Source organism: Paenibacillus sp. FSL H3-0329, from assembly GCF_037963285.1.
Classification (GTDB): Bacteria; Bacillota; Bacilli; order Paenibacillales; family Paenibacillaceae; genus Paenibacillus_AQ; species Paenibacillus_AQ odorifer.
Window position 1 is genome coordinate 5,848,651 of sequence record NZ_CP150150.1, and the last position, 20,939, is coordinate 5,869,589.

Consider the following 20,939-nt stretch of genomic DNA (forward strand, 5'->3'; position numbering starts at 1 on the left):
CATTATGGTTACAATATTTTAATCTTGAACCCGTTCCTTCGATCCGCCACAAACCGCTCTGTAAAAAGAAAAAGAGAGCGCAGTGTGCGCTCTCTCCTTTGAGTTATTCGCTGATACTTTTATCCACATTTTTCTTCGGAATTCCATCCAATCCGTACTCCCAATCATAAGCATCAAAAATTTTTCTCGCTACAGGTGCTGCACTACTAGATCCAAATCCGCCTTCAGGAATAACTACAGCTACAGCAAGCTTTGGATTTTCGCGTGGTGCAAAAGCTATAAACACTCCATTATCACGGTTTATGTTTTTACTATCCGTCTGTTGTGAAGTTCCTGTTTTACGTGCAAAATCATAGGGGAAATCACCGAAAGCACTTTTAACGTCACTGTTCATCCCTTTCTTTATCTCCCGCCAATAGGATTTATCGAAAGTAGTCACTTCATCAAGCACTTCCCGTTTGAATTCTTTGATAACTTTACCTTTGGAGTCCGTGATCTTGCTTACTAGCTGTGGTTTGATTCGTTGCCCTTCATTGGCTAGTGTAGCCGCATATTGCGCCAACTGAAGAACGGTATAACGTCCCTGCTGCCCAAAAGAAGCATAAACAAGTGCCGACTGAACTGAACCCGCTTTAGCTTCAGCTTTATAATTCAAATCACCCAAGTATTCCCTTGGTAAACCTATCCCTGTTGGAACACCTAGACCGAATTCTTTCATATATGTGTCCCATACCCCAATGCCCTTAGACTTGTATTTGTCGTACAATTTTTTCCCGATCATATCAACCATATATACGTTTGAAGATTTTTCAATGGCTGTATAAGGATACAAAGAGCCGTATACATGATTGGATGAGTTCCTTACATTAGTCTCATGTCCTTCCCTACCAAATGAGGTGATCCCCTTATCTTGATAAGTAGAAGAAGTACTTATAAAGCCCTCTTTTAAGCCAATTAATACACTCAATGGTTTTATGGTCGAACCAAGCAGCACGGTGGATTCAAAATTATGCCCTGATCTTCCCGATGAGTATGGAGTTATTGTTCCATTTTGGTAATGCTTTTCAATTTTTTTATACACCTCTGGAGAGATCGAACCCGTAGCCCAGCTGTTGGTATCATAGTCAGGCATACTTGCCATAGCAATAACATTACCTGTATCCACTTCCATGGCTACAGCGTAACCTGTTAAAGCATCAGGATGTGTTTCTCCCTGAACGGTGTGTGAATGCAACCACTGAATCTGATCTTTAATGGCTTCTTCGGTCTTCAGCTGAATTTTTTTATTAAGGGTAGTCCAGATAGTGCTTCCTTTGACCGGGGGTTCAATACTGACAATTTTTTCCGCCATATTCTGCGGATCTACGGAAACTTCCTTATATCCATTCTGTCCCCGAAGCTCCTTCTGGTATTGCAGCTCCAAGCCATCAAAGCCTACTAGCTCATCCTCTTTATAGTTAAGTCCAGGGTGCTGATTATTTTTCATCGCCTGAAGTACATCCTTATAAAGATCTAAACTAGTAGAGGATTTGAAAAATTTCACGTAGCCAACAGCTTGTACAGCCACCGTATCGGTATCATAATGCCTGCTGCTTTCCTCTATCACTTCAAGGTTTGGATATTCGTTTTTGTGTTCTAAAAAATAAGCGATTTCTTTCTTAGTTAAACCTGATTTAATTCTTCGCGCTACATAACCAGAGAGTTTTTTTGAATATAAATCCATAGACTCAAGGATCTCTTCTGTGGTTAGTTTTTTCTCATTAGAATCACCATAAGTTTCGAAGGCTTCTGCTAACTTGCTGGCGAGCGCCTTTGATTTATTATTTGCCTCAGCAGTTAAGGTAACTTTTTTCGTAGTTTTATCTGTTTTTGTTGCGGTATATTCCTTATCCAAAGTAAGGTACAAAGATTGAACGGGCGTTGAGTATGCCAATTTCTCACCATCAGCAGCGAGGATATTCCCTCTCAATGCCGATAATGCCACTATTTTCGTATCCCGATTAGCCTCAGCTTCAGATAACGTAGGTCCTTCGACAAATTGCAAGACCGCAAGGCGTAGGATAATCACACAAAAAATAATAAAAGTGCTAAAGAAAAAAATGTTGATTCTTAATTCGCCAGAGTTGTTAATAGTTTTGCTGTCGTCTTGTACACCTTTTCTGTCGAAGAGCCTCACATAATCCCACTCCTTATTTCCAAAATTCTACAGCATAAGATTAAAGTATAAACTAGCAAACGGAAATATACAAAATTAAGAATAATAGTTAAATAATTGTTCACAAATCGATAATATCCAATTAAAAAAGCAGCTTTCCCCGGTATGGGAGAATCGCTGCTTTTTGTTTATGGGCGTTGGTGGCCTGCACCAATAAATTGTCATCATTCGTTGAGGTCTACGGACTCAGATGACGTTATATGCGGATTTTTAGCCTTTGGAGCTTGGTTTCGGACTCCAGAGACGTTACTCCTTAGGAAGAGGGGCAAATTGGGTACTTTTCATACCAATAGCGACTATGCGGTCCGTTGGCACTTCAAATGCGAAATAAAGCTGCGTTTAAGGTCATCTGTGTCCGATAGCTGTAGCGTAAGGGAGGGGAATTTTAAACAGATGAAACGATGTTTGAGGAGTTCTTGATAGAGCAAGCTCTAATTAATCAGGGGGTGCCCAGCAGCCATTTTACGGCTGATGGGGCACCCCCTGATTTTTTCTTATAACAAAATCTACACTTTTCTAACCTGTGACCGGTACATTAGAAACAAGAAATACGGAGCCCCAATCAGCATAATAATAAGACCTGAAGGGATTTCTTTCGGCGCCATTATGGTTCTTCCGAGCGTATCGGCAATAACGAGCATCAAGCCGCCAAGTAACCCTGACAAAACAATCGAGCGTCTCGTATGATGACCAATCATCATACGCACCGCATGCGGCGCCATGAGTCCGAGAAAGCCAATTGTTCCCACACTTGCAACGGCTCCCGCTGCAAGCAAAACGCCGATAATCATAGCCCAAAGCCGCGTTCCTCGAACCGGCAAGCCCAATCCTGTTGAACTCTCGTCACCAAATGCCAACAAATCGCATTTCCGGCCCAAATAGTATGCAATCGGAACAAGTACAAGCAGGAATGCAAATAGGATGTAAAATTGATTCCAGCTTCGTCCATAAGTCGAACCCGTTAACCAAATTAAGGAGCTACTGCTCCATAAACTTCCTTTGACGATCATGACCTGGATTCCGGCAGAGGCAATAGCAGAAACTGCAATTCCAAGCAAGATCAGAACCGATGGATTCAAGGACCTACGCCAGGCCATAAAAAAGACAAAAGCTGCAGCCAGTGCCCCACCCACGATTGCGGCAAGCGGAACTGCAAATACCGTCAATGCTGGCCAAACGGTCATTACGGCCAAAGCACCAAAGCCAGCCCCTGAGGTCACACCAATAATAGAGGCATCTGCCAGTGGATTTCGAACAGCACTCTGAATCAATACACCACTGATTGCAAGTGCGATCCCTCCTGCAGCCGCTACGAGTGTACGGGGAAGCCGTAAATTCAGCAGGACGGAATAGGATTGATCCCCCCTATGGAACAGACTGCTCAGCAATTCGCTGATCGGTATTTTTGTTCCCCCAAATGATAAGCTTACCAGGATAATAGCAATCAGCAGCACAGTCATAACTATAGCCGTCGGCACAAAGCGCAGACGCAGTCCCGCCCCACCGATACTCATCGATGATTGGCCAGCGCCTGAGCCCGATATATTTTTCATCTTGGTGAGTACCAGCCAAATGAGCCACGGGGCTCCAATAATCGCCATAACTGCACCAACAGGCATTTCACCCACACTGCTTCGCACTACACGCGCTAGCGTATCCGCTGCCGTGATGAGCAAGGCTCCCCACAACGCGCTTGCAGGAATGAGCAGGCGATGCTTGCGAATTCCACTAAGCCGGACAAGATGGGGAGCCACTAAGCCGACGAAGCCAATCGGTCCGACCACGCTGACTACAACCGCAGCCATTAATACCGATAGGCCAAGCCCCGTCGCCCGAATTAACCCTACTCGCTGTCCAAGTGAACGGGCCGTTGACTCATCGAGCTCCAGCGCATCAAATTGTCTGCCGGCAAATATCGCTGCCAATAGCAGCACTACGACAAAAGGCCAGGCATATATAACACCGTCCCAATCCAACTGGATTAGGGAACCTGAACCCCATAAAAACAGATTTTGTGTTTCTGTTCTTTTAAAAATATGTATGGCCGATGTAAACGCTCCGAGCACCATGGAGACGATCATACCTGACAAAGCCAGCCGAACAGGTGTGGCTGCCTTGCCTCCACTCAATAAATAAGCGGCTAAAGCAGCAAGCAGTCCCCCTGCAACTGCGAGCAAAAATGGAAACTCATGCTGCAAAGCAGGAAAAGCTACCATACCAAGCACGACCATAAAGTATGCCCCGGCATTAATCCCAAGTGTATCTGAGGAAGCAAGCGGGTTCTTCGTTATAGTTTGCAATAATGCCCCAGCCACAGCCAGAGCAGCCCCGGCCAGCAGACCAATAACTGTACGTGGCATGCGGATATCCCAGAGCAGATTATGTTCCATTATATCTTGGCGATTCAGCAAACCATCTATTACAGTAGCTGCAGGGATCTTGGCTTCCCCAAAGCCTAAACTTAAAACGAACAGAATGAAGAGGACGGCAAAGCCGCCCCCAAATATTCCAATGATCCGCCAGTTCATGCCGATAGAGGCTTCTTTGCTACTCTTTTCGTTCATAACCGCACTCATTTCGTTAATGTATTTACAACTTCATCCACGATAACTTTGGAGGAGATCGGACCGCCGAACACCCAAGTAGTACTGCTCAATCCGAAGGTGCGATTCTCTTTCACAAAGTTAAGGCCATTCCAAACGGAATTATCCTTCAGTTCTTTCGTGAAAATATTATCATCCTCTTGGACGATATAGATCAGATTTGTATCCTGAACCGCAGGCAATGCTTCAACTGTAGAGGTACTGAATCCGTAAACTTCGAAATTTTCGGGTTTCCAGTCGTTTTTCAGACCGATCCGATCCAAAGTTTGTACCGCAAGTGAATTATCTGTAAAAAGACGCATCGTTGCTGCATTCTGGTAGCTGTATGCTTGTGTCAGTACATAGTTCAAGCCTTCTTTGCCTGCATCAGCCAGCTTTGCTTTTGCATCTGCATAATGTGCATCCAAATCAGCAAGAACCTTATCGGCTTCTGCTGTTTTACCTACTGCCGCTGCAATCGTTTTGAAAGTATCTTCCATCAGCGTGTACTGATTACCTTCTCCTTCATTCGGATACAAGCCGAAAATCAATGTTGGAGCGATACTTTTAAGTTGATCATAAATTCCTTCATGCCCACCCGTATTGGCAATAATCAGATCAGGCTTTAATGAAGCAATTGTCTCCAGATCTGGCTCGTCACGGGAACCAACATCAGTCACGTTTGCATCAAGCGGTGCTTCAGAAGTTACATACAGCTTATAGTTTTCGTTATCTGCGTTACCTACTGGCTGCACTCCCAGTGCAATAACATCCTCTGTAAAGGTCCATTCCAATACCACAACTTTTTGTGCAGGTTTGTCCAGCGTAATCTCGCCTTTAGAATCTTTTAATACAATAGGACCGCTTGTAGATTCACTGCCCGCGTTTTCAGCAGCTGGTTTATCAGTTGCTCCCGCGTTCGATGTTGAATTGTTCTTTTGGTTAGTACCACAGCCTGATACGACCAATATAATAGCAATAACCATAAATAAACTAATTAACCTTTTGTGCATTTGCTTTATCCCCCTGGATTCAACGTTCGAAGTTTATTCTATGATAACAGTTATCAATCTATTGATAATGATTATCACAGAAAACATATTAGTAATCTTATACGCGATTCTCCCGAAAGTCAAAGTTAAAATTTAAGGCTTAACCGTCCCTACTCCATGATCTGGTTTGTAATTCTTTCAATGTGTATGGTCAGATACAGCATTTCATCATTTGTTAACTCCCGATTATATGTTTTATCAATATAGATTTTAATTTTCTCAACGCTTGCGAAAGCTTCCTTATACTGCTGCTTTACCAAAATAAATAGGCCATTCTCATTATCAGGAGGTGGAGTACCGTTGATGAGACGTTGTGCAAAAAATTTCAAATGAGTGATAAAACGGTAATAAGCAAGGGACTCCTCGTCGTACTCTAGCCTGAAATGGCGCTTCACGATATTTAGGATGTCGTTCATGATCTTGGTGATATTCACCATGTTAGGCATCTCTTCATTTAGTTCAGCATTCACCAGATGGAGAGCAATATGTCCAGCCTCATCTTCGGGAAGTCTGACTCCGAGCTTGGAATGTATAATTTGAAGCGCAGCTTTCCCAACCTCATATTCTTCTTTATAGAATCTTTTGATTTCCCAAAGCATGGCGTTTTTAATCTTCATCCCTTTTGAGAATCTCTCCAGCGCAAAACTGATATGATCTGTCAGACTAACATAAATACTGTCATCCAGCATTTTACCGAGCTGCAGTTTGGCGAAGTTAATAATCTCTTCTGAGAGCTCCATGTGCTCGATTGGAATCTCGGAAAGCAGCGTTTTTAGCTTATCTGAAAGTTTTTGATTACTTAAAGTGAATATCTTTTCAATTTTATCTTCTTCTAAAAAGTCTCCACGTTTTTTCTTAAAGGCCAGTCCTCTTCCCATAACTACTAGTTCAAAATTTTGGTCATCTATGACAGTAACAACATTGTTGTTTAACACTTTTTCGATCCGCATATTACAGCTCCTTACCTTTTCATTTTACGAAGCTAGCACTTTTTTATAGTATTCTATAATAAAAAATCGATCTCTAAGTAGCAGTACTAAGAGATCGATTCCATTCATACCTTATGACTCTTCAATAGATCACACTACAACAGTCAGCAAATCTTCACCCGGTGTAATAACTGTTTTATTGGTACCAATCACATCACTATAATTAGCCGTATTGGTAATAATTATCGGTGTTGTGCATTGATAACCTTCATTTTTTATTTGTTCAAAATCAAACTCAATCAATAGATCACCCTGCTTAACGGTTGCTCCTTCTTGCACCTTCACATCAAAGTATTTACCTTTTAGCTTCACGGTTTCTATACCGATATGAATCAAGACCTCAACACCCTCATCCGATACTACCGCAATACAATGACCTGTTCTGAAAATAGTGGATACAACTCCACTTACCGGTGAATAAAGCTTACCTTCTGTGGGTTCAATTGCAATCCCCTTGCCCATTGCTTCAGAAGCAAAGGCAGCATCATCTACTGAGGTTAACGGGATTACGTTACCAGCCAGAGGGCTTACAACGGTTGAACTTTTAACGGCGTGAGAGAGGATAACCTCGCTTTTTTCAGTATTCGTTTTTTCTTCTACAATATTCACTTTCTTTTTATCTTCATAACCAAATACCATGGTAATTACCATAGCCAATACAATGGTCACTCCTGCTATAATCGCTTGAACGGCCAGCGGAGAGAATGCAGGAAGACTTAATACGCTGACAAATGCGAAGACTTCCATCTTCACTTTGAAAAGACCACTAAGTGCTCCACCTACTCCGCCGGCAATGGTTACATAAATGAAAGTCCGTTTGTAACGAGTCAGCAATCCGTAAATAATAGGTTCTGTTACACCTGAAAGCGCGCCTGGTATAAATGTACTGCCGGCCAATGTTTTCAACTGTTTGTCCTTTGTTTTCAGGAAGATACCCAACGCTACACCCAGCTGCGCGAAGATGGCCATGCCGGCCATTGCATATATTGGATCTCCACCCTTAGCAATGTTCTCAAGAATAATTGGCACAAGTCCCCAGTGCAATCCGAGCACAGTCAAATACGTCCAAGCTATTCCCACAATTGCCCCTGTAACAATACCGCTTTTCGTACTGAGGAACAAAATAGCGTCTCCAATTAAATTCCCTACATTCACGCCAAACGGTCCGAAAGCCAAAATAGTTAACGGAACAATCACAATCAAACATAGCATAGGGACCAAGAACATCTGCAAATCCTTGTGTATAAACTTTCTTAGCTGCTTATCCAATAAAGCGTATATACAGATAGCGATAAAAATCGGAAACACGCTTGATGAATAGTCCGAAATTACTAAAGGAATACCTAAAAAATGTGGAGATTCAACACTTGCTAATCCCGTAATATTAGGTTCAAGTAAAGCCGCACCGATACTACCACCCACATAAGCATTAACACCCAGCCTAATCGATAACGTAATTCCTAAGAAAATGGGTAGAAAATAAAACACAGCATTACTAGCGCCGGCTAATACTTTGTAAGTTTCACTATCCGCACTTAGAACATGTAACGAAGCAAGTACGGTTAATAGCGCTTTCAACATACCCGCACCTGCTAAAGCACCAATCAGAGGCGAAAAGCTTCTAGAAATAACATCAAAAATCAGAGTCCCTATAGGTTTCTTTACCTTGTTCTCGCCAGAGTCACTGTTAGGGGATATGGATTTGGCAATTTCTTTATACACATCAGCAACATGGGTACCCACTATAACTTGAAACTGTCCCCCTTTGCTAACTACCCCAATAATCCCTTTCATTTTTTCCAAATTTTCTTTATCAGCTTTTTGCTCATCGTTAAGTGTGAATCTTAGTCGCGTGGCACAATGAATCACATTGTTAATATTTTTCTCCCCACCGACAGATTGAATAATGTCTTTACTTAGCTGTTCATAACTCATTTTTATACACCCCTTTGTAACAGATCAATTAATCACGGATATCAGGGAACACAAAAAAACCTAAATCACATCTATGTACGAGAGAGATTATCCCCGTAATCATAAATGAAACTTAGGTTTTGCCTGCTATGCAGTAGCAATCCTGATATCCGATTAATTTATTATTTACAAATTAACATGTTCAATTAATGATGTCAACAATAAACCAGAGCCTGTATAATATTGGATAACAAAATAAGCCCTGATAGATCAAGAATATCTTGATTATCAGGACTTTTTTTTAGAACAGGCTTTGTCCGTTGGATTCAATTACTTCTTTGTACCAGTGGAAGGACTTCTTACGGTATCTCTCCAGTGTACCTGAACCATCATCATGACGATCTACATAAATGAAACCATAACGTTTCTTCAGCTCGGCGCTTGTTGCGCTAACCAAGTCGATGCAGCCCCAGCTTGTGTATCCCATAACTTCCACGCCATCAGCAATAGCTTCCGCTACTTGAACCAAATGATCTTGCAAATAATTGATCCGGTAATCATCGTTTACGATCTTCTCACCGTTCCCGTCTACAACCAGCTGATCGACGGCGCCAAGGCCATTTTCCACGATAAACAGCGGTTTTTGGTATCGGTCATAGAACATATTCATCACATAACGCAAGCCCTGCGGATCGATCTGCCAACCCCATTCGCTCGCTTCCAGATACGGATTCGGTACCCCACCCAGCAGGTTTCCTTCTCCTCTGATCTGTTTCTCCGGATCGGCTGTTTCACATGTGCTCATATAGTAACTGAACGATATGAAATCCACGGTATGCTTCAGAATTTCTTCGTCCCCTGACTCGAAATGAATGTGAATTCCATTTTCCTTAAAGAACCGTTTCATATATCCTGGATAATAACCTCTGCTATGAACATCCGCAAAAAACATATTTTTGTGATCGCTTTGCATCACCTTGATCAAGTCGTCCGGATGCGGAGTGAGCGGATAAATTGGCATGCTCAGTACCATACAGCCTATTTTGAAATCAGGATTGATCTCATGACCGATTTTTACCGCTAAAGCACTTGCAATGAACTCATGGTGAATGGCCTGATACAGATCCTGCTTACTCAATTTCTCCAATGGAGTATTGATTCCGCCACTCATAAATGGGAACTCTAGGATAGAATTGATCTCGTTAAAGGTCAGCCAGTATTTAACCTTGTTCTTGTAACGATTAAAGATCGTTCTCACATAACGCTCGTAAAATTCCACCATCTTACGGTTAACCCATCCATCATACTCTCGTGCCAAATGCAGCGGGGTCTCATAATGGGAGATCGTAACTAGTGGCTCAATGCCGTATTTATGACACTCATCAAATAGATCATCGTAGAACTGCAGGCCTTTTTCATTCGGCTCCAGCTCGTCCCCTTTCGGGAAAATCCGGGACCAGGCAATAGACGTCCGGAATACTTTAAAGCCCATTTCCGCAAACAGCTTAATATCTTCTTTATATCGGTGATAGAAATCGATACCAATCAACTTCATGTTATCGTCGGTAGGAACTTCTGTAGGCGCAGACTTAATGCCATGCGGCATGACATCTTGGGTAGACCAGCCTTTGCCATCATCCTGATATGCCCCTTCAAGCTGGTTAGCGGCTACAGCCCCACCCCATAGGAATCCTTCTGGAAATTGTAAGTTCATATTTCTTCCCGCCTTTGCTATTGTGATAGTATAGGTTTACTGCTCTAATCCGAATCCTAAACCTTGGAACGCGTTACATGTCAAGGATTAATCTTGCAAAGGAGATAAGCCGATGTCCACACTTGACGAAATTGCTAAGCTGTCGGGCTTTTCCAAAGCTACGGTATCCCGAGTCCTGAACGATTCTCCCCATGTCAGCAAGGAAACTAGGGAGAAAATTCTCGCCATTATGAAAGAGACGGACTATGTTCCCAATCGGAATGCCATATCTTTATCCAAAGGCCAAACCCAGCAAATCGGCATGATTACCTTAGACCTCAACGAGCTTATTTTGTGCTTCATGAACAGCTTCGTCGAAATTTCCGGCCGTTACGGGTACCAGACGATTATTTATACCACCGGCGGTGATAAGCAAAAGGAACTTCAGGCCTTCGAGGATCTCAAACAAAAAAGAGTCGACGCTCTGCTTATTCTGACCGCTGTTAACGATAAAAATGTCATAACTTCCTACTGCAAATACGGCCCGATTGTGTCTTGGCAACGTATGGACCATCCTGAAATACCGTCAGTTGCCATGAACCAATATGACGGATATGCACTCGCTCTAGAGCATTTGATAGAGCGGGGTTATACGCGTATCGCTAATGCTTTTGGCCGCCCAAGCAGCATAAATACCCAGAGTAGACGACTAGCTTATGAGCAAATCATGACCAAATATAATCTTCCCATCGTTGAGAAATGGTATTACTCCACGATTTATGGAATCCGTGACGGAGAGCAATTGGTGCGAACCCTAATTGGACAACCCGATCAGCCGGATGCTATTCTGTGCTCCAATGATTTGGTGGCGGTGGGCGTTCTGAGCGAAGCACGTAGACAGCAGCTGGATGTGCCCCGTGATCTAGCCATCGTTGGTTTTGATAATTCGGAGCTGTCGCAGACGCTCGGAATTACCACTGTTCGGAATCCGATTGCGGGACAGGCGGAGAACGCCTTTCTTCTGCTGGCTCCAACCCTGCTTGGACTGGATATGGAGCTGCAGCCCCTATCGTTCCAACTGATCGAACGGGAGACAACATAGGTTGCCCATTCTCAGAAGATTCCGACTGTACATTCCATAAAAAAACAGTAAAATTGTATTGAAAATTTTGATGAAGATAGGTGTTTTTTATGACAAATAATGTATTGAATCCTAGGGTTGATAAATTCTTAAGTAAAGCGAAACAATGGCGGGAAGAATATGAGCAGTTGAGAACGATCGTGCTTGATTGCGGGCTGACCGAAGATTATAAGTGGATGCATCCATGTTACACATTTGATGATAAAAACATAGTATTAATTCATGGATTTAAAGAATATTGTGCGCTTCTCTTTCACAAAGGTGCCTTGTTACAGGATCCCAATGGGATTCTAATTCAACAAACAGAAAATGTGCAGGCAGCGCGCCAAATTCGGTTTACGAATGTGCAACAAATCGTTGAAATGGAAGCTGTTCTGAAAGCCTACATTCAAAATGCCATAGAAGTTGAAAAAGCGGGTTTGGAAGTCGAATTAAAAAAGAAAGAGGATTACCTCATTCCTGAAGAGCTTCAGACCAAATTCGCTGAACTTCCTGGCTTGAAAACTGCTTTTGAAGCCTTAACGCCTGGACGGCAAAACGCATATATTTATCATTTTTCTCAAGCGAAACAATCCAAAACCCGCGTATCCCGAATTGAAAAATTCATCCCGCAAATCCTTGAGGGTAAGGGATTAAATGATTAGCGTTGCTGACAATGAGTCAATTAAGCCTTAGGGTTTATTGGCTCTTTTTTTAAATTGTCTTCTTCTAACTGCTTGTAATAATCCTCAACAAATGCCTTGAACTTTTTAGCGACATTAGTCATGTACCGGTTGGTATACCATGAGATTTCAATGGTGCGGGTACTTATGGGTTCTTCAATGGGAAGAAGCACAACAGAGGATCCTTGAGAACCCCCCCAAGTTACAGCGGGGATAAAAGAAACCCCTAGTCCCGAACGGACTAGACTGCGTACCATCGAAGGCTCATCGCATTCATAAATGATACGCGGAGCAAATCCGGCGGCGTGACAGAGAGAATCCGTCGTTTCGCGCAGCTGCTTGCCTATTTTCAAACTAATAAAACCGTCTTCCGCGAGTTCATTCAGACGTACACTTTTACGGGTTGCGAGCCTGTGCTCATTAGGAACCGCCAGCAGGATTTCTTCCGTTAATACCGGTGTGGACACTGTTCCTGGAATCTTGAGCGGAGTAGAAGAAATACACAAATCAAAAGCCGGATAACGTGAGATCTCCTGATCCTGCTGCAATAGCTTGAATTGAGCTTCCGGGTACTTCTGGCGAAATAATGTGATCATATCCGGAAGCAAATAGGAACCCGCTTGGATAAAAATCACTACAGTTCCTGTCGGTCGCTCAGACAAGTCCAATAGCTCTGTTTTCCCCTCCTCTAACGTTTGTAGGGCTAAATCAACTTTCACAAGAAACCGCTTTCCATATTCATTTAATCGAATGTATTTTCCTGTGCGATCAAACAATTTGACGTTTAATTCGCCCTCAAGATTTTTGATCATTTTACTAATAGCAGGCTGTGAGATTTGGAGTATTTCGGCTGCCAGGGTCATATTCTCAAGCTTTGCAACCGTTTGAAAGTACCGAAGCGAAAGTAAATCCAACGAAACCACCCTCTTCTATAACCTTAGAGTTATGTATTTTATATATAATAATATATTTTTCATCATCATAGCAGAACACTATAATAAAGAGAATTAAAAATACATAAGAATCTGCAGGAGAAAGGGGAACTATAAATGAGCACACGAGAACCCATGGAAGAAATTATTACAGTCTCCAGTGGTCAGCTTAAGGGCATACGTCTGCCAGCACTTGGGGCGATCGCATGGTTAGGGATTCCTTATGCGGAACCTCCCATAGATAAGCTCAGATGGAAAGCACCGCGTGAGATAGAACCTTGGACAGGTGTATTGCCTGCATGCCATTTTAATAATAGCAGTGTCCAATTCATTCAAGGGGAACCTGGCGGCAGTGAAGATTGCCTCTTTTTGAATATTTGGCGACCGGATCATGCCGAGGCAGGCTTACCCGTATTCGTCTTCCTCCACGGTGGCGGAAATATTGGGGGTTCGGGACGGGATTTTCAAGGTGGAGAATTGGCGTGTAAGACAAATAGTATAGTGGTTACAGTGAATTACCGTTTAGGAGCAATGGGATTTTTCCGGCATCCCTCACTCCGAACCGGGGACCCCTTGGATGACTCAGGAAATTACGGTCTCCTCGATGTTCTTCATGCGCTAAAGTGGCTGCACAATAACATTGTTTGCTTTGGGGGAAATCCAGGGAACATAACATTAGGGGGCCAGTCTGCAGGTGCAAGAAATGCATTAGCTGCTTACCTTTCACCGCTGGGCAGAGGGCTCTTTCATAAGCTTTTTATTATGAGCGGAGGTTTAACAACGGCTGTTACGGAGCAAAGCGAAGAAAAAGCAGATGACATTTTAATAGAGTTATTAATAAAAACAGGAATGGTCAGCACTCAAGATGAGGCAAGAGTATGGATTTCCACACAATCTGCGGATAAGATTTCCGCCTTCCTATATCGTCAGAATGCCTTTCACTTTGTCAAAATCATTCGTGAGACGGGGCTTCAGATGGCTGCTTTTCCCCATTTGATCGAAGATGGCACGGTCATTCCTATTGGTGGCTTCGACAATCTAAATAACCGCGATCACCCTTCCCTGCCGATCATCCTTGGCAGCACTGCCAGCGAATTCTCCGAGTTCACTTTATGGGATACTCATTTCTTCTCCCTAGTGCAAAAGGAAGAGTTAGCCGGAAATGTGGAAGAAAAGAAGCTCTATGAAGCTGCAGTCCAATATGGGAGCGATCTGTATGCAGAATTTAATGTAGAGCAGACTACAGAGATATTATTAAGTGCGATTCCGGAGATGCCCATCTATGCTTACCGCTTCGCCTGGGGGTTAAGAGACGGAGTGATCGATCCTTACATCCGTTTTCTTATGGGTGCCCCGCATGGTGCAGACATCCCCTTCTATACAGGTGACTTTTCCGGTGTCCAGGAAAGATTTCCTGCGGATGTAATTTCCGAGCATAACGAGCCTGGGCGTAACATGCTCTCTTCCCTAATGAGGGACTATTTACGGCATTTCCTATATACCGGTAATCCTAATGCTGAGGGACAACCTGCTTGGCAACGATACACCCCTAATCCCCGGTCTGCGGAAATTCTCTGGTTAGATGCTAGCCAGGATCAAACTATTGTTCAATCCGTCTGCAAACTTGTAAAAAAAGATATCCTGTCCCAAATGGACAATGATCCCCGTTTAGCAGCAGAACAGCGCAATTGGCTAAAAAACAATTTATTTGCGGGACGTTTTTTCTGGTAAGATAAATGATTGTAGAATTCACGTAGAGGAAGGAACATGCTGTTGTGCTAACTTACTTACTGCTCTTAGTCATCGGGCTAGCAGCTGGCATTTCCGGTTCATTGGTCGGACTTGGCGGCGGGTTCATCGTTGTGCCTGCGTTGGCTTTCCTTTTTCCTGATATGGAGCCTTCACATCTGGCTGGAACATCAATGGCAATGCTGCTTTTCAACTCCATTTCAAGTACTTATGTGTACGCAAAGCAGAAGAGAATCGATTATCAAGCAGCGCTCACCTTTGCCGCCGTTTCGATTCCGGGTTCAGTAATAGGTGCACTCTTTACCAAGCAAATGGGCGGGAGAATGTTTTTCGTAAGCTTCGGGATTTTTTTAATCCTTGTCGCTTTATTGCTCTTGTTCAAGCCGAACAAACCCATCCATTGGCCTTTCAAACCAACGGTGAAGCGAAGCTTTTCCGATAATAGCGGTGCTCATTTCGAATATGCTTATCATATGCCTACCGGCATAATCATCAGTTTTCTTGTTGGCTTTGTAGCAAGCCTATTTGGGATTGGCGGCGGGAGTCTTATGGTTCCGACAATGACCTTACTTCTCGGCTTTGCCCCCCATATCGCTGTTGCAACTTCTATGCTTCAAATTTTCCTGTCAGCTATCGTAAGCACCACAACACATGCCTTTTTATTGAATGTTGAATGGTTTATGGTGTTAGCCCTAGCACCTGGCGCAATTATCGGCGGTCAAATTGGCGCACGCCTGGCAAAACGCCTTCCTGCCAAGCTGCTTTTAAAGCTATTAGCCGTTTTTCTCATCATCGTTTCGCTTCGTTTGATGATGAAAGGGTAGGTCATTATGTAAAAAGTCCTGATGGATCAAGAGTTTCTTGATCCTCAGGACTTTTTTATTGTGACTGTGGGACTGATACTTGGCCAATCCTATCGAATTTTAAGTCTCTTCAGGATTTCTTTAGAATTCCCCCACCTAATTCCTCAGTTTTTTTAGTTAAGATTTCTGTATTGAAGTAAGCGAAGGAGGTGGCATATTGGCCAGTAATACCGTCTTAGAGCTAATCAATCAGTATGGATATCTGATTTTTTATCTTGCTTTCACGTTAGGCCCTTTTGGAATTCCAATCCCTAATGAAATTACAATCCTCACTGGAGCTACCCTAAGCCACATGGGGATTATCAATTCCTGGATGACTTATTTCTGCATTTTATCAGGGCTATTAACGGCCTTTACGGTTGCCTACTTTGCAGGTAAATTCTTTGGGCAAAAGCTGAAGTGCAAATTTGAAGCTAATAGACATTTTAAAAAAGCAGAGCAGATTCTAAAAAAACGTGGGCGTACAGCTACGTATATCGGCATGTTTATTCCAGTTGTACGTTACATCATTCCCATGTTGATCGGGCTCAGCGGTACAAGCTATAAACGATTTGCCCTTATTTCATATCCCAGTGCTTTAAGTTGGACCTTACTGTTCTTTTTTGTAGGAACGTACTTTGGAGATCACATCCTATCAAAATTAATAAACATCTAAATCAATTCTAAAATTATGGAGGAATTCCGAATGAGCTTCAATGAAAAACTCTTATTTTTAAAAAGTTTTATTCATGATCCAAAACAGGTAGGCAGTGTTACCCCGAGTTCCCGGTTTCTGGCACACAGCATGGTTAACCAAGCCCCTTGGCATGAAGTTAAAGCAGTCGCTGAACTTGGATCAGGTACAGGTGCAATCACCCGTGTAATCAATACTAAGGTAACTAGTACAACGAAAGTGTTACTATTTGAGATGGATAAAACCATGAGGCATAACCTGAAGACAAGCTATCCGGACTTTTCCTGTTATCAAAATGCTGCTAGTTTAGTAGAAACAATTAAAAGTTCACATATTCATCAGTTGGATTGTATTTTTAGTGGGCTGCCCTTTTTCAATTTTGATCCCCAATTAAGAAATACATTGGTTGAACAGATCTACCAATCCCTTAAACCTGAGGGATTATTTATCGCCTTTCAGTATTCACTTCAAATGAAGAAGCAACTCTCCGAATATTTTAATATTGATACAATAAAATATGTGCCATTTAATTTCCCTCCCGCTTTCGTCTACGTCTGTCGTAAAAGGGAAACATAATAAAATAAATATAGAAGAGGGGCAGCGTCCATTGAATACAATTCTTGTTGCAGATGATGATTCTGAAATTCGAGATGTGATTCATGTTTATTTAAGAAATGAAGGTTACCAAGTGCTTGAAGCTGCAGATGGTCAAGAGGCGTTGAGTACAATACAAACAACATCCATTCAACTGGTTATCCTGGATGTGATGATGCCTCAAATGGACGGTATCACAGCCTGTCTCAAAATTAGGGAAATATCAAATATCCCAATTATTATGCTCTCAGCCAAGCAAGAGGACATTGATAAAATCACAGGTCTAACTACCGGGGCAGATGATTACATGATCAAACCGTTTAATCCACTGGAACTACTGGCCCGTGTAAAAGCTCAGTTACGGCGTCAGTCCTTAATTGGAAAGGAAGAATTCAACTCTCTGCTTATAATTAAAAACCTGATCATAGATAAAAATAAACATTCCGTAAAGTTAAATGGAATTGAAGTTTCATTAACTCCACTAGAGTTTGCGATTTTAACCCTGCTTGCAAGCCGGCCTGGGCAAGTTTATAGTTCGGAGCAAATTTACGAGAGTGTATGGAAAGAGCCTTACGGATATTCTGACAATACCGTAATGGTTCATATTCGTAACTTAAGAGAAAAATTAGAGGAAAATCCAAGAGAACCTCTGTATATTAAGACAGTCTGGGGAGTTGGTTACAAAGTTGATTAAAATCATACGAAATCTACAAATAAATAAACGCATTCAATCCAATATCTTAATCAGGATGGTGTTGAGTTTCATAATTACCATTGCGATAAATACCTCACTTAGCATCTTGTTATTTCATTTTGGAAATGCAACAAAATTGGATTGGGTGTTCAATTTTCTTGCCTACCTTCTTACTCCGATGTTTTTCATTATTTTCGTTATTACATTTTTTACATTGACCCGGCGAATCGTCAAAGATTTAATTGCGCTGGAACAAGGACTTCAGATTATATCCGAAGGTAATTTGAGTTATCGGGTAAATGTTGTGCGCCAAGATGAACTAGGACTGGTGGCTTTGAACATCAACCGGATGGCAGAGCGCTTAGAGCAACAGATCATCAAGGAACGCGAAATAGAAAAATCCAAGATGGAGATGATCACGGGGATTTCACACGACTTACGTACCCCTCTTACAAGTATTATCGGGTATATTGAGCTTTTACGTACAGAATCGTACCAAGATAAAAAAGAATACACACGTTTTATTCAAAACACCTATAACAAGGCGCTTCATTTGAAGAAACTCCTTGATGATTTGTTTGAATATACCCGACTTAATTCGGTGGATTCCCGTTTAAATCTGGAGAGAATCGATTTGTCACAGCTTTTGAATCAATTATTGTTCGAATTCGAACCAATCGCTCAAGAAAACAATGTGCATCTTATAAAAGATATAGATAAGAGTCCAATCATCACCTTAATCGACAGTGAGAAAATAGCCAGAGCCATAGATAATCTACTTATGAACGCCTTAAAATATTCCATCAGCCCGGGAAGCATTAGCATACGAATTACAACCGATTCTGAACACTGTACCATTGAGATTGAAAATAAAGGAACTCCCCTCTCACAGGATCAAGAAAACCGTCTATTTGACCGATTTTATAAGGTTGACCACTCAAGAAAAAGCCAGGGAATTCAAACCGGGGCAGGACTTGGTCTTTCGATAGCTAGGAATATTGCTGAGTTGCACAAGGGTACTTTAACGCTTAAACACACTCATGACGTCTTCACATTCCAACTGAGATTGCCTTTCGGAGAGGATTGCTAATTGATTATGTCTGAATACTTACTTTTCTTACAAGGCTTCCTCAAAGATCCAAATCGGGTAGGAAATATTCTACCCAGTTCGCAATTATTAGCCAATAAAATAATCCAGTCTGTACAATGGCATAATGTAAATGCCGTTGCAGAGCTTGGAGCTGGTACAGGTGCTATTACACATCTCATGACATCACAATTAACGAATTCTACAAAAGTGCTTTTGTTTGAGCGGAATAAAAAAATGAGAGAACACTTAAAATCAATTTATCCGGAATGCATTTTCCATTCCAACGCCAGCTACTTACTCAAGAAATTGAATCAGGAAGGCATCCGTGAGTTAGATTGCATAATTTGCGGATTACCATTTTTTAATTTTTCAATTGAAATGCGTGACAAAATCCTACATCAGATTGTTAAGTCACTTAAACCAGGCGGAATTTTAGTTGCATATCAGCACTCGCTGCACATGAAAAAAAAATGGGCTAAACAACTACTTATTGAGAAAATTGAATTTATGCCTTACACTTTCCCTCCAACATTCGTATATATTTGTCGTAAAAAAGAATGACAGATGAATACTCGGAAAACAGTAATTTCTAAAGAATGTATAAGTATTGAGAATGGAAATGACCAGCCCAATATGCAGCCAATACTGTTGCAGGACTGGATTTAGTGTGAGAAAACTATGTGAGTAACGGTTATAATTGAGACTGAAAAGCAGCCAAAAGGTTGCTTTTTTCAATATATGCATGAGATATCTAACAAGTACAATTGAGATAAGTTGTTTTTCTAACGAAAATAACTGATACAATTCAAACCACCTTTGTCATTATCGTGATCTTTTAGCACTACCTTGCCTGAAATGTACTTAATCCAGAGCAACCAGTTTTATTCTACTCGTATCAACCGTTTGTCTTGGGTACAGTAGAATCAGCGGAAGAACTATTTGAGTCATCGTTAATACCTTGACTTAACCGAAGGCTCGTGTACATCCATTTGGTATACGCTAGGGAATAGCGGTCGCCTGCACAATCCGCTATATATAAAATGCTTCAATGATTATGCAATCCTGTCGATGTACCAAGACGATTTGGTACAGCAAAATCTTAATTACGTTTCAGTACATCGGAGGCTGTCATGAATAGCGTAACTTCTGCAGTGAACCGGTTAGCTACCGTTTTGCCGCTGAAGAAGGAGTTGGTATTCACCTGGCGTGGGGCCTCGGGTGCCTTTGCCTGCACACCCAATGCAAGCACACTGTTAATGCTGGTTACCACAACAGGATCGGCTAAGAAGCTTACGATGCTCTCAACTACAATGCCCCCGATGTCCGGCAGACCGGCTAATTTCTCGGCGTTTGCGTTCATCGCGGCTTCCAGACTGAAGTAGTGATCTGCCAGCATTTTGGTTGTCGCTTTGCCAGTGTTCGGAATACCAAGGGCAAACAAGAAGGAAGCAAGGTCTCTTCCTTTGCTCTCTTCCAGGACCTTGAGCAGATTATCCGCCTTTTCTCCCCGAAACGCTCCAGCTTCACAAGCTGCTCAAAGCTCAGCTCATATAAATATCTGCCGGTTCCCGTACATTCAGTTCCTCATGCAGCTGCCCTGCCGTCTTGTCGCTAAAGGTTTCGATATCCATAGCATCACGGGAAGCAAAGTGAGTAATCCGCCCTATAATCTGCGGCTTGCAATCCAGTTTATTGTTGCAGAAGAGATGCGCACCTCGCGTTTCTAATGGAGAACCACAGTCTGGACAATCCTCAGGGAAAATAATCTCCCCGCCATCACTCTCCTCGGTCACCTTGCCGAGAATTTCCGGAATCACATCATTCGAGCGGCGGATAAACACCCGCGTACCCAGGGCGTGCTTGAGATTCCTGCGTTCAATATCTCCAACGTTATTCAGCGTACAGTTCTGGACGGTAACTCCGGCCAGCTCAACCGCCTCCACACGTGCCAGAGGAGTAACTTTACCTGATAAGCATATTATTCAAAATTGACTTATGTTTATAAAACCATATTGTGTTAAGCACTATTTTCCGTTCCGTTATACATCTATAAGATTATTATTTTGAATACTTCGGAGTATTTTGAGCCACCGTTC

General features: G+C 42.3%; 16 protein-coding genes and 1 pseudogene. 9 read left to right on the forward strand and 8 right to left on the reverse strand.

The window, feature by feature from the left end:
• Nucleotides 1–103: 103 nt before the first annotated feature.
• The 6 genes from NSQ66_RS25740 to ascB all read right to left on the reverse strand — a co-directional run bounded on the left by NSQ66_RS25740 (nucleotide 104) and on the right by ascB (nucleotide 10,466).
• Nucleotides 104–2,131 (reverse strand): penicillin-binding transpeptidase domain-containing protein, encoded by a 2,028-nt coding sequence (locus NSQ66_RS25740; protein ID WP_235219522.1) that lies wholly within the window; start codon nucleotides 2,129–2,131, stop codon nucleotides 104–106.
• 590 nt (nucleotides 2,132–2,721) lie between these two features.
• Nucleotides 2,722–4,779, reverse strand: a complete 2,058-nt coding sequence (locus NSQ66_RS25745; protein ID WP_076098846.1) for an iron ABC transporter permease — start codon at nucleotides 4,777–4,779, stop codon at nucleotides 2,722–2,724.
• 8 nt (nucleotides 4,780–4,787) lie between these two features.
• Nucleotides 4,788–5,810: an iron-siderophore ABC transporter substrate-binding protein gene (locus NSQ66_RS25750; RefSeq protein ID WP_036685431.1), complete on the reverse strand. Its 1,023-nt coding sequence runs from the start codon at nucleotides 5,808–5,810 to the stop codon at nucleotides 4,788–4,790.
• Nucleotides 5,811–5,959: 149 nt separating this feature from the next.
• The gene (locus NSQ66_RS25755; protein ID WP_036685434.1) at nucleotides 5,960–6,799 is read right to left on the reverse strand and encodes a PRD domain-containing protein; all 840 of its coding nucleotides are present in this window, start codon (nucleotides 6,797–6,799) and stop codon (nucleotides 5,960–5,962) included.
• A 129-nt stretch (nucleotides 6,800–6,928) separates the two neighbouring features.
• Nucleotides 6,929–8,773, reverse strand: coding sequence for a beta-glucoside-specific PTS transporter subunit IIABC (locus NSQ66_RS25760; protein ID WP_076098813.1), 1,845 nt, complete (start codon nucleotides 8,771–8,773; stop codon nucleotides 6,929–6,931).
• Between the two features lie 280 nt (nucleotides 8,774–9,053).
• Nucleotides 9,054–10,466 carry a 6-phospho-beta-glucosidase gene (gene ascB / locus NSQ66_RS25765; protein WP_076098814.1) on the reverse strand — a complete coding sequence of 471 codons (1,413 nt, stop codon included), beginning with the start codon at nucleotides 10,464–10,466 and terminating at the stop codon, nucleotides 9,054–9,056.
• Between the two features lie 112 nt (nucleotides 10,467–10,578).
• Here ascB and NSQ66_RS25770 point away from each other — a divergent pair, with 112 nt between their 5' ends.
• Both NSQ66_RS25770 and NSQ66_RS25775 read left to right on the forward strand, forming a co-directional pair.
• A complete protein-coding gene (locus NSQ66_RS25770; RefSeq protein WP_076098815.1) occupies nucleotides 10,579–11,547 on the forward strand; it encodes a LacI family DNA-binding transcriptional regulator in 969 nt (322 codons plus the stop codon).
• Nucleotides 11,548–11,636: 89 nt separating this feature from the next.
• The gene (locus tag NSQ66_RS25775) at nucleotides 11,637–12,230 is read left to right on the forward strand and encodes a YdeI family protein (protein ID WP_076098816.1); all 594 of its coding nucleotides are present in this window, start codon (nucleotides 11,637–11,639) and stop codon (nucleotides 12,228–12,230) included.
• Between the two features lie 20 nt (nucleotides 12,231–12,250).
• On the opposite strand, the gene NSQ66_RS25780 is transcribed toward NSQ66_RS25775, so the two are convergent.
• A complete protein-coding gene (locus NSQ66_RS25780; protein ID WP_076098817.1) occupies nucleotides 12,251–13,162 on the reverse strand; it encodes a LysR family transcriptional regulator in 912 nt (303 codons plus the stop codon).
• Nucleotides 13,163–13,297: 135 nt separating this feature from the next.
• Between NSQ66_RS25780 and NSQ66_RS25785 the strand changes: the two genes are divergently transcribed.
• The 7 genes from NSQ66_RS25785 to NSQ66_RS25815 all read left to right on the forward strand — a co-directional run bounded on the left by NSQ66_RS25785 (nucleotide 13,298) and on the right by NSQ66_RS25815 (nucleotide 19,404).
• The gene (locus tag NSQ66_RS25785) at nucleotides 13,298–14,911 is read left to right on the forward strand and encodes a carboxylesterase family protein (RefSeq protein ID WP_076098818.1); all 1,614 of its coding nucleotides are present in this window, start codon (nucleotides 13,298–13,300) and stop codon (nucleotides 14,909–14,911) included.
• Between the two features lie 44 nt (nucleotides 14,912–14,955).
• Nucleotides 14,956–15,753 (forward strand): sulfite exporter TauE/SafE family protein, encoded by a 798-nt coding sequence (locus tag NSQ66_RS25790; protein ID WP_076098819.1) that lies wholly within the window; start codon nucleotides 14,956–14,958, stop codon nucleotides 15,751–15,753.
• A gap of 196 nt (nucleotides 15,754–15,949) precedes the next feature.
• The gene (locus NSQ66_RS25795) at nucleotides 15,950–16,447 is read left to right on the forward strand and encodes a DedA family protein (protein WP_076098820.1); all 498 of its coding nucleotides are present in this window, start codon (nucleotides 15,950–15,952) and stop codon (nucleotides 16,445–16,447) included.
• A 30-nt stretch (nucleotides 16,448–16,477) separates the two neighbouring features.
• A complete protein-coding gene (locus tag NSQ66_RS25800; protein WP_076098821.1) occupies nucleotides 16,478–17,041 on the forward strand; it encodes a methyltransferase domain-containing protein in 564 nt (187 codons plus the stop codon).
• A gap of 31 nt (nucleotides 17,042–17,072) precedes the next feature.
• On the forward strand, nucleotides 17,073–17,753 hold the full coding sequence (locus tag NSQ66_RS25805; RefSeq protein WP_036685458.1) for a response regulator transcription factor: 681 nt from the start codon (nucleotides 17,073–17,075) through the stop codon (nucleotides 17,751–17,753).
• 55 nt (nucleotides 17,754–17,808) lie between these two features.
• Nucleotides 17,809–18,843 carry a HAMP domain-containing sensor histidine kinase gene (locus tag NSQ66_RS25810; protein WP_141118554.1) on the forward strand — a complete coding sequence of 345 codons (1,035 nt, stop codon included), beginning with the start codon at nucleotides 17,809–17,811 and terminating at the stop codon, nucleotides 18,841–18,843.
• A gap of 6 nt (nucleotides 18,844–18,849) precedes the next feature.
• Entirely contained in the window at nucleotides 18,850–19,404 is a 555-nt protein-coding gene (locus NSQ66_RS25815; RefSeq protein WP_051491402.1) for a methyltransferase domain-containing protein, read from the forward strand.
• 604 nt (nucleotides 19,405–20,008) lie between these two features.
• Here NSQ66_RS25815 and NSQ66_RS25820 read toward each other — a convergent pair.
• Nucleotides 20,009–20,813, reverse strand: a pseudogene (locus tag NSQ66_RS25820) (helix-hairpin-helix domain-containing protein); the annotation flags it as partial.
• Nucleotides 20,814–20,939: the final 126 nt, after the last annotated feature.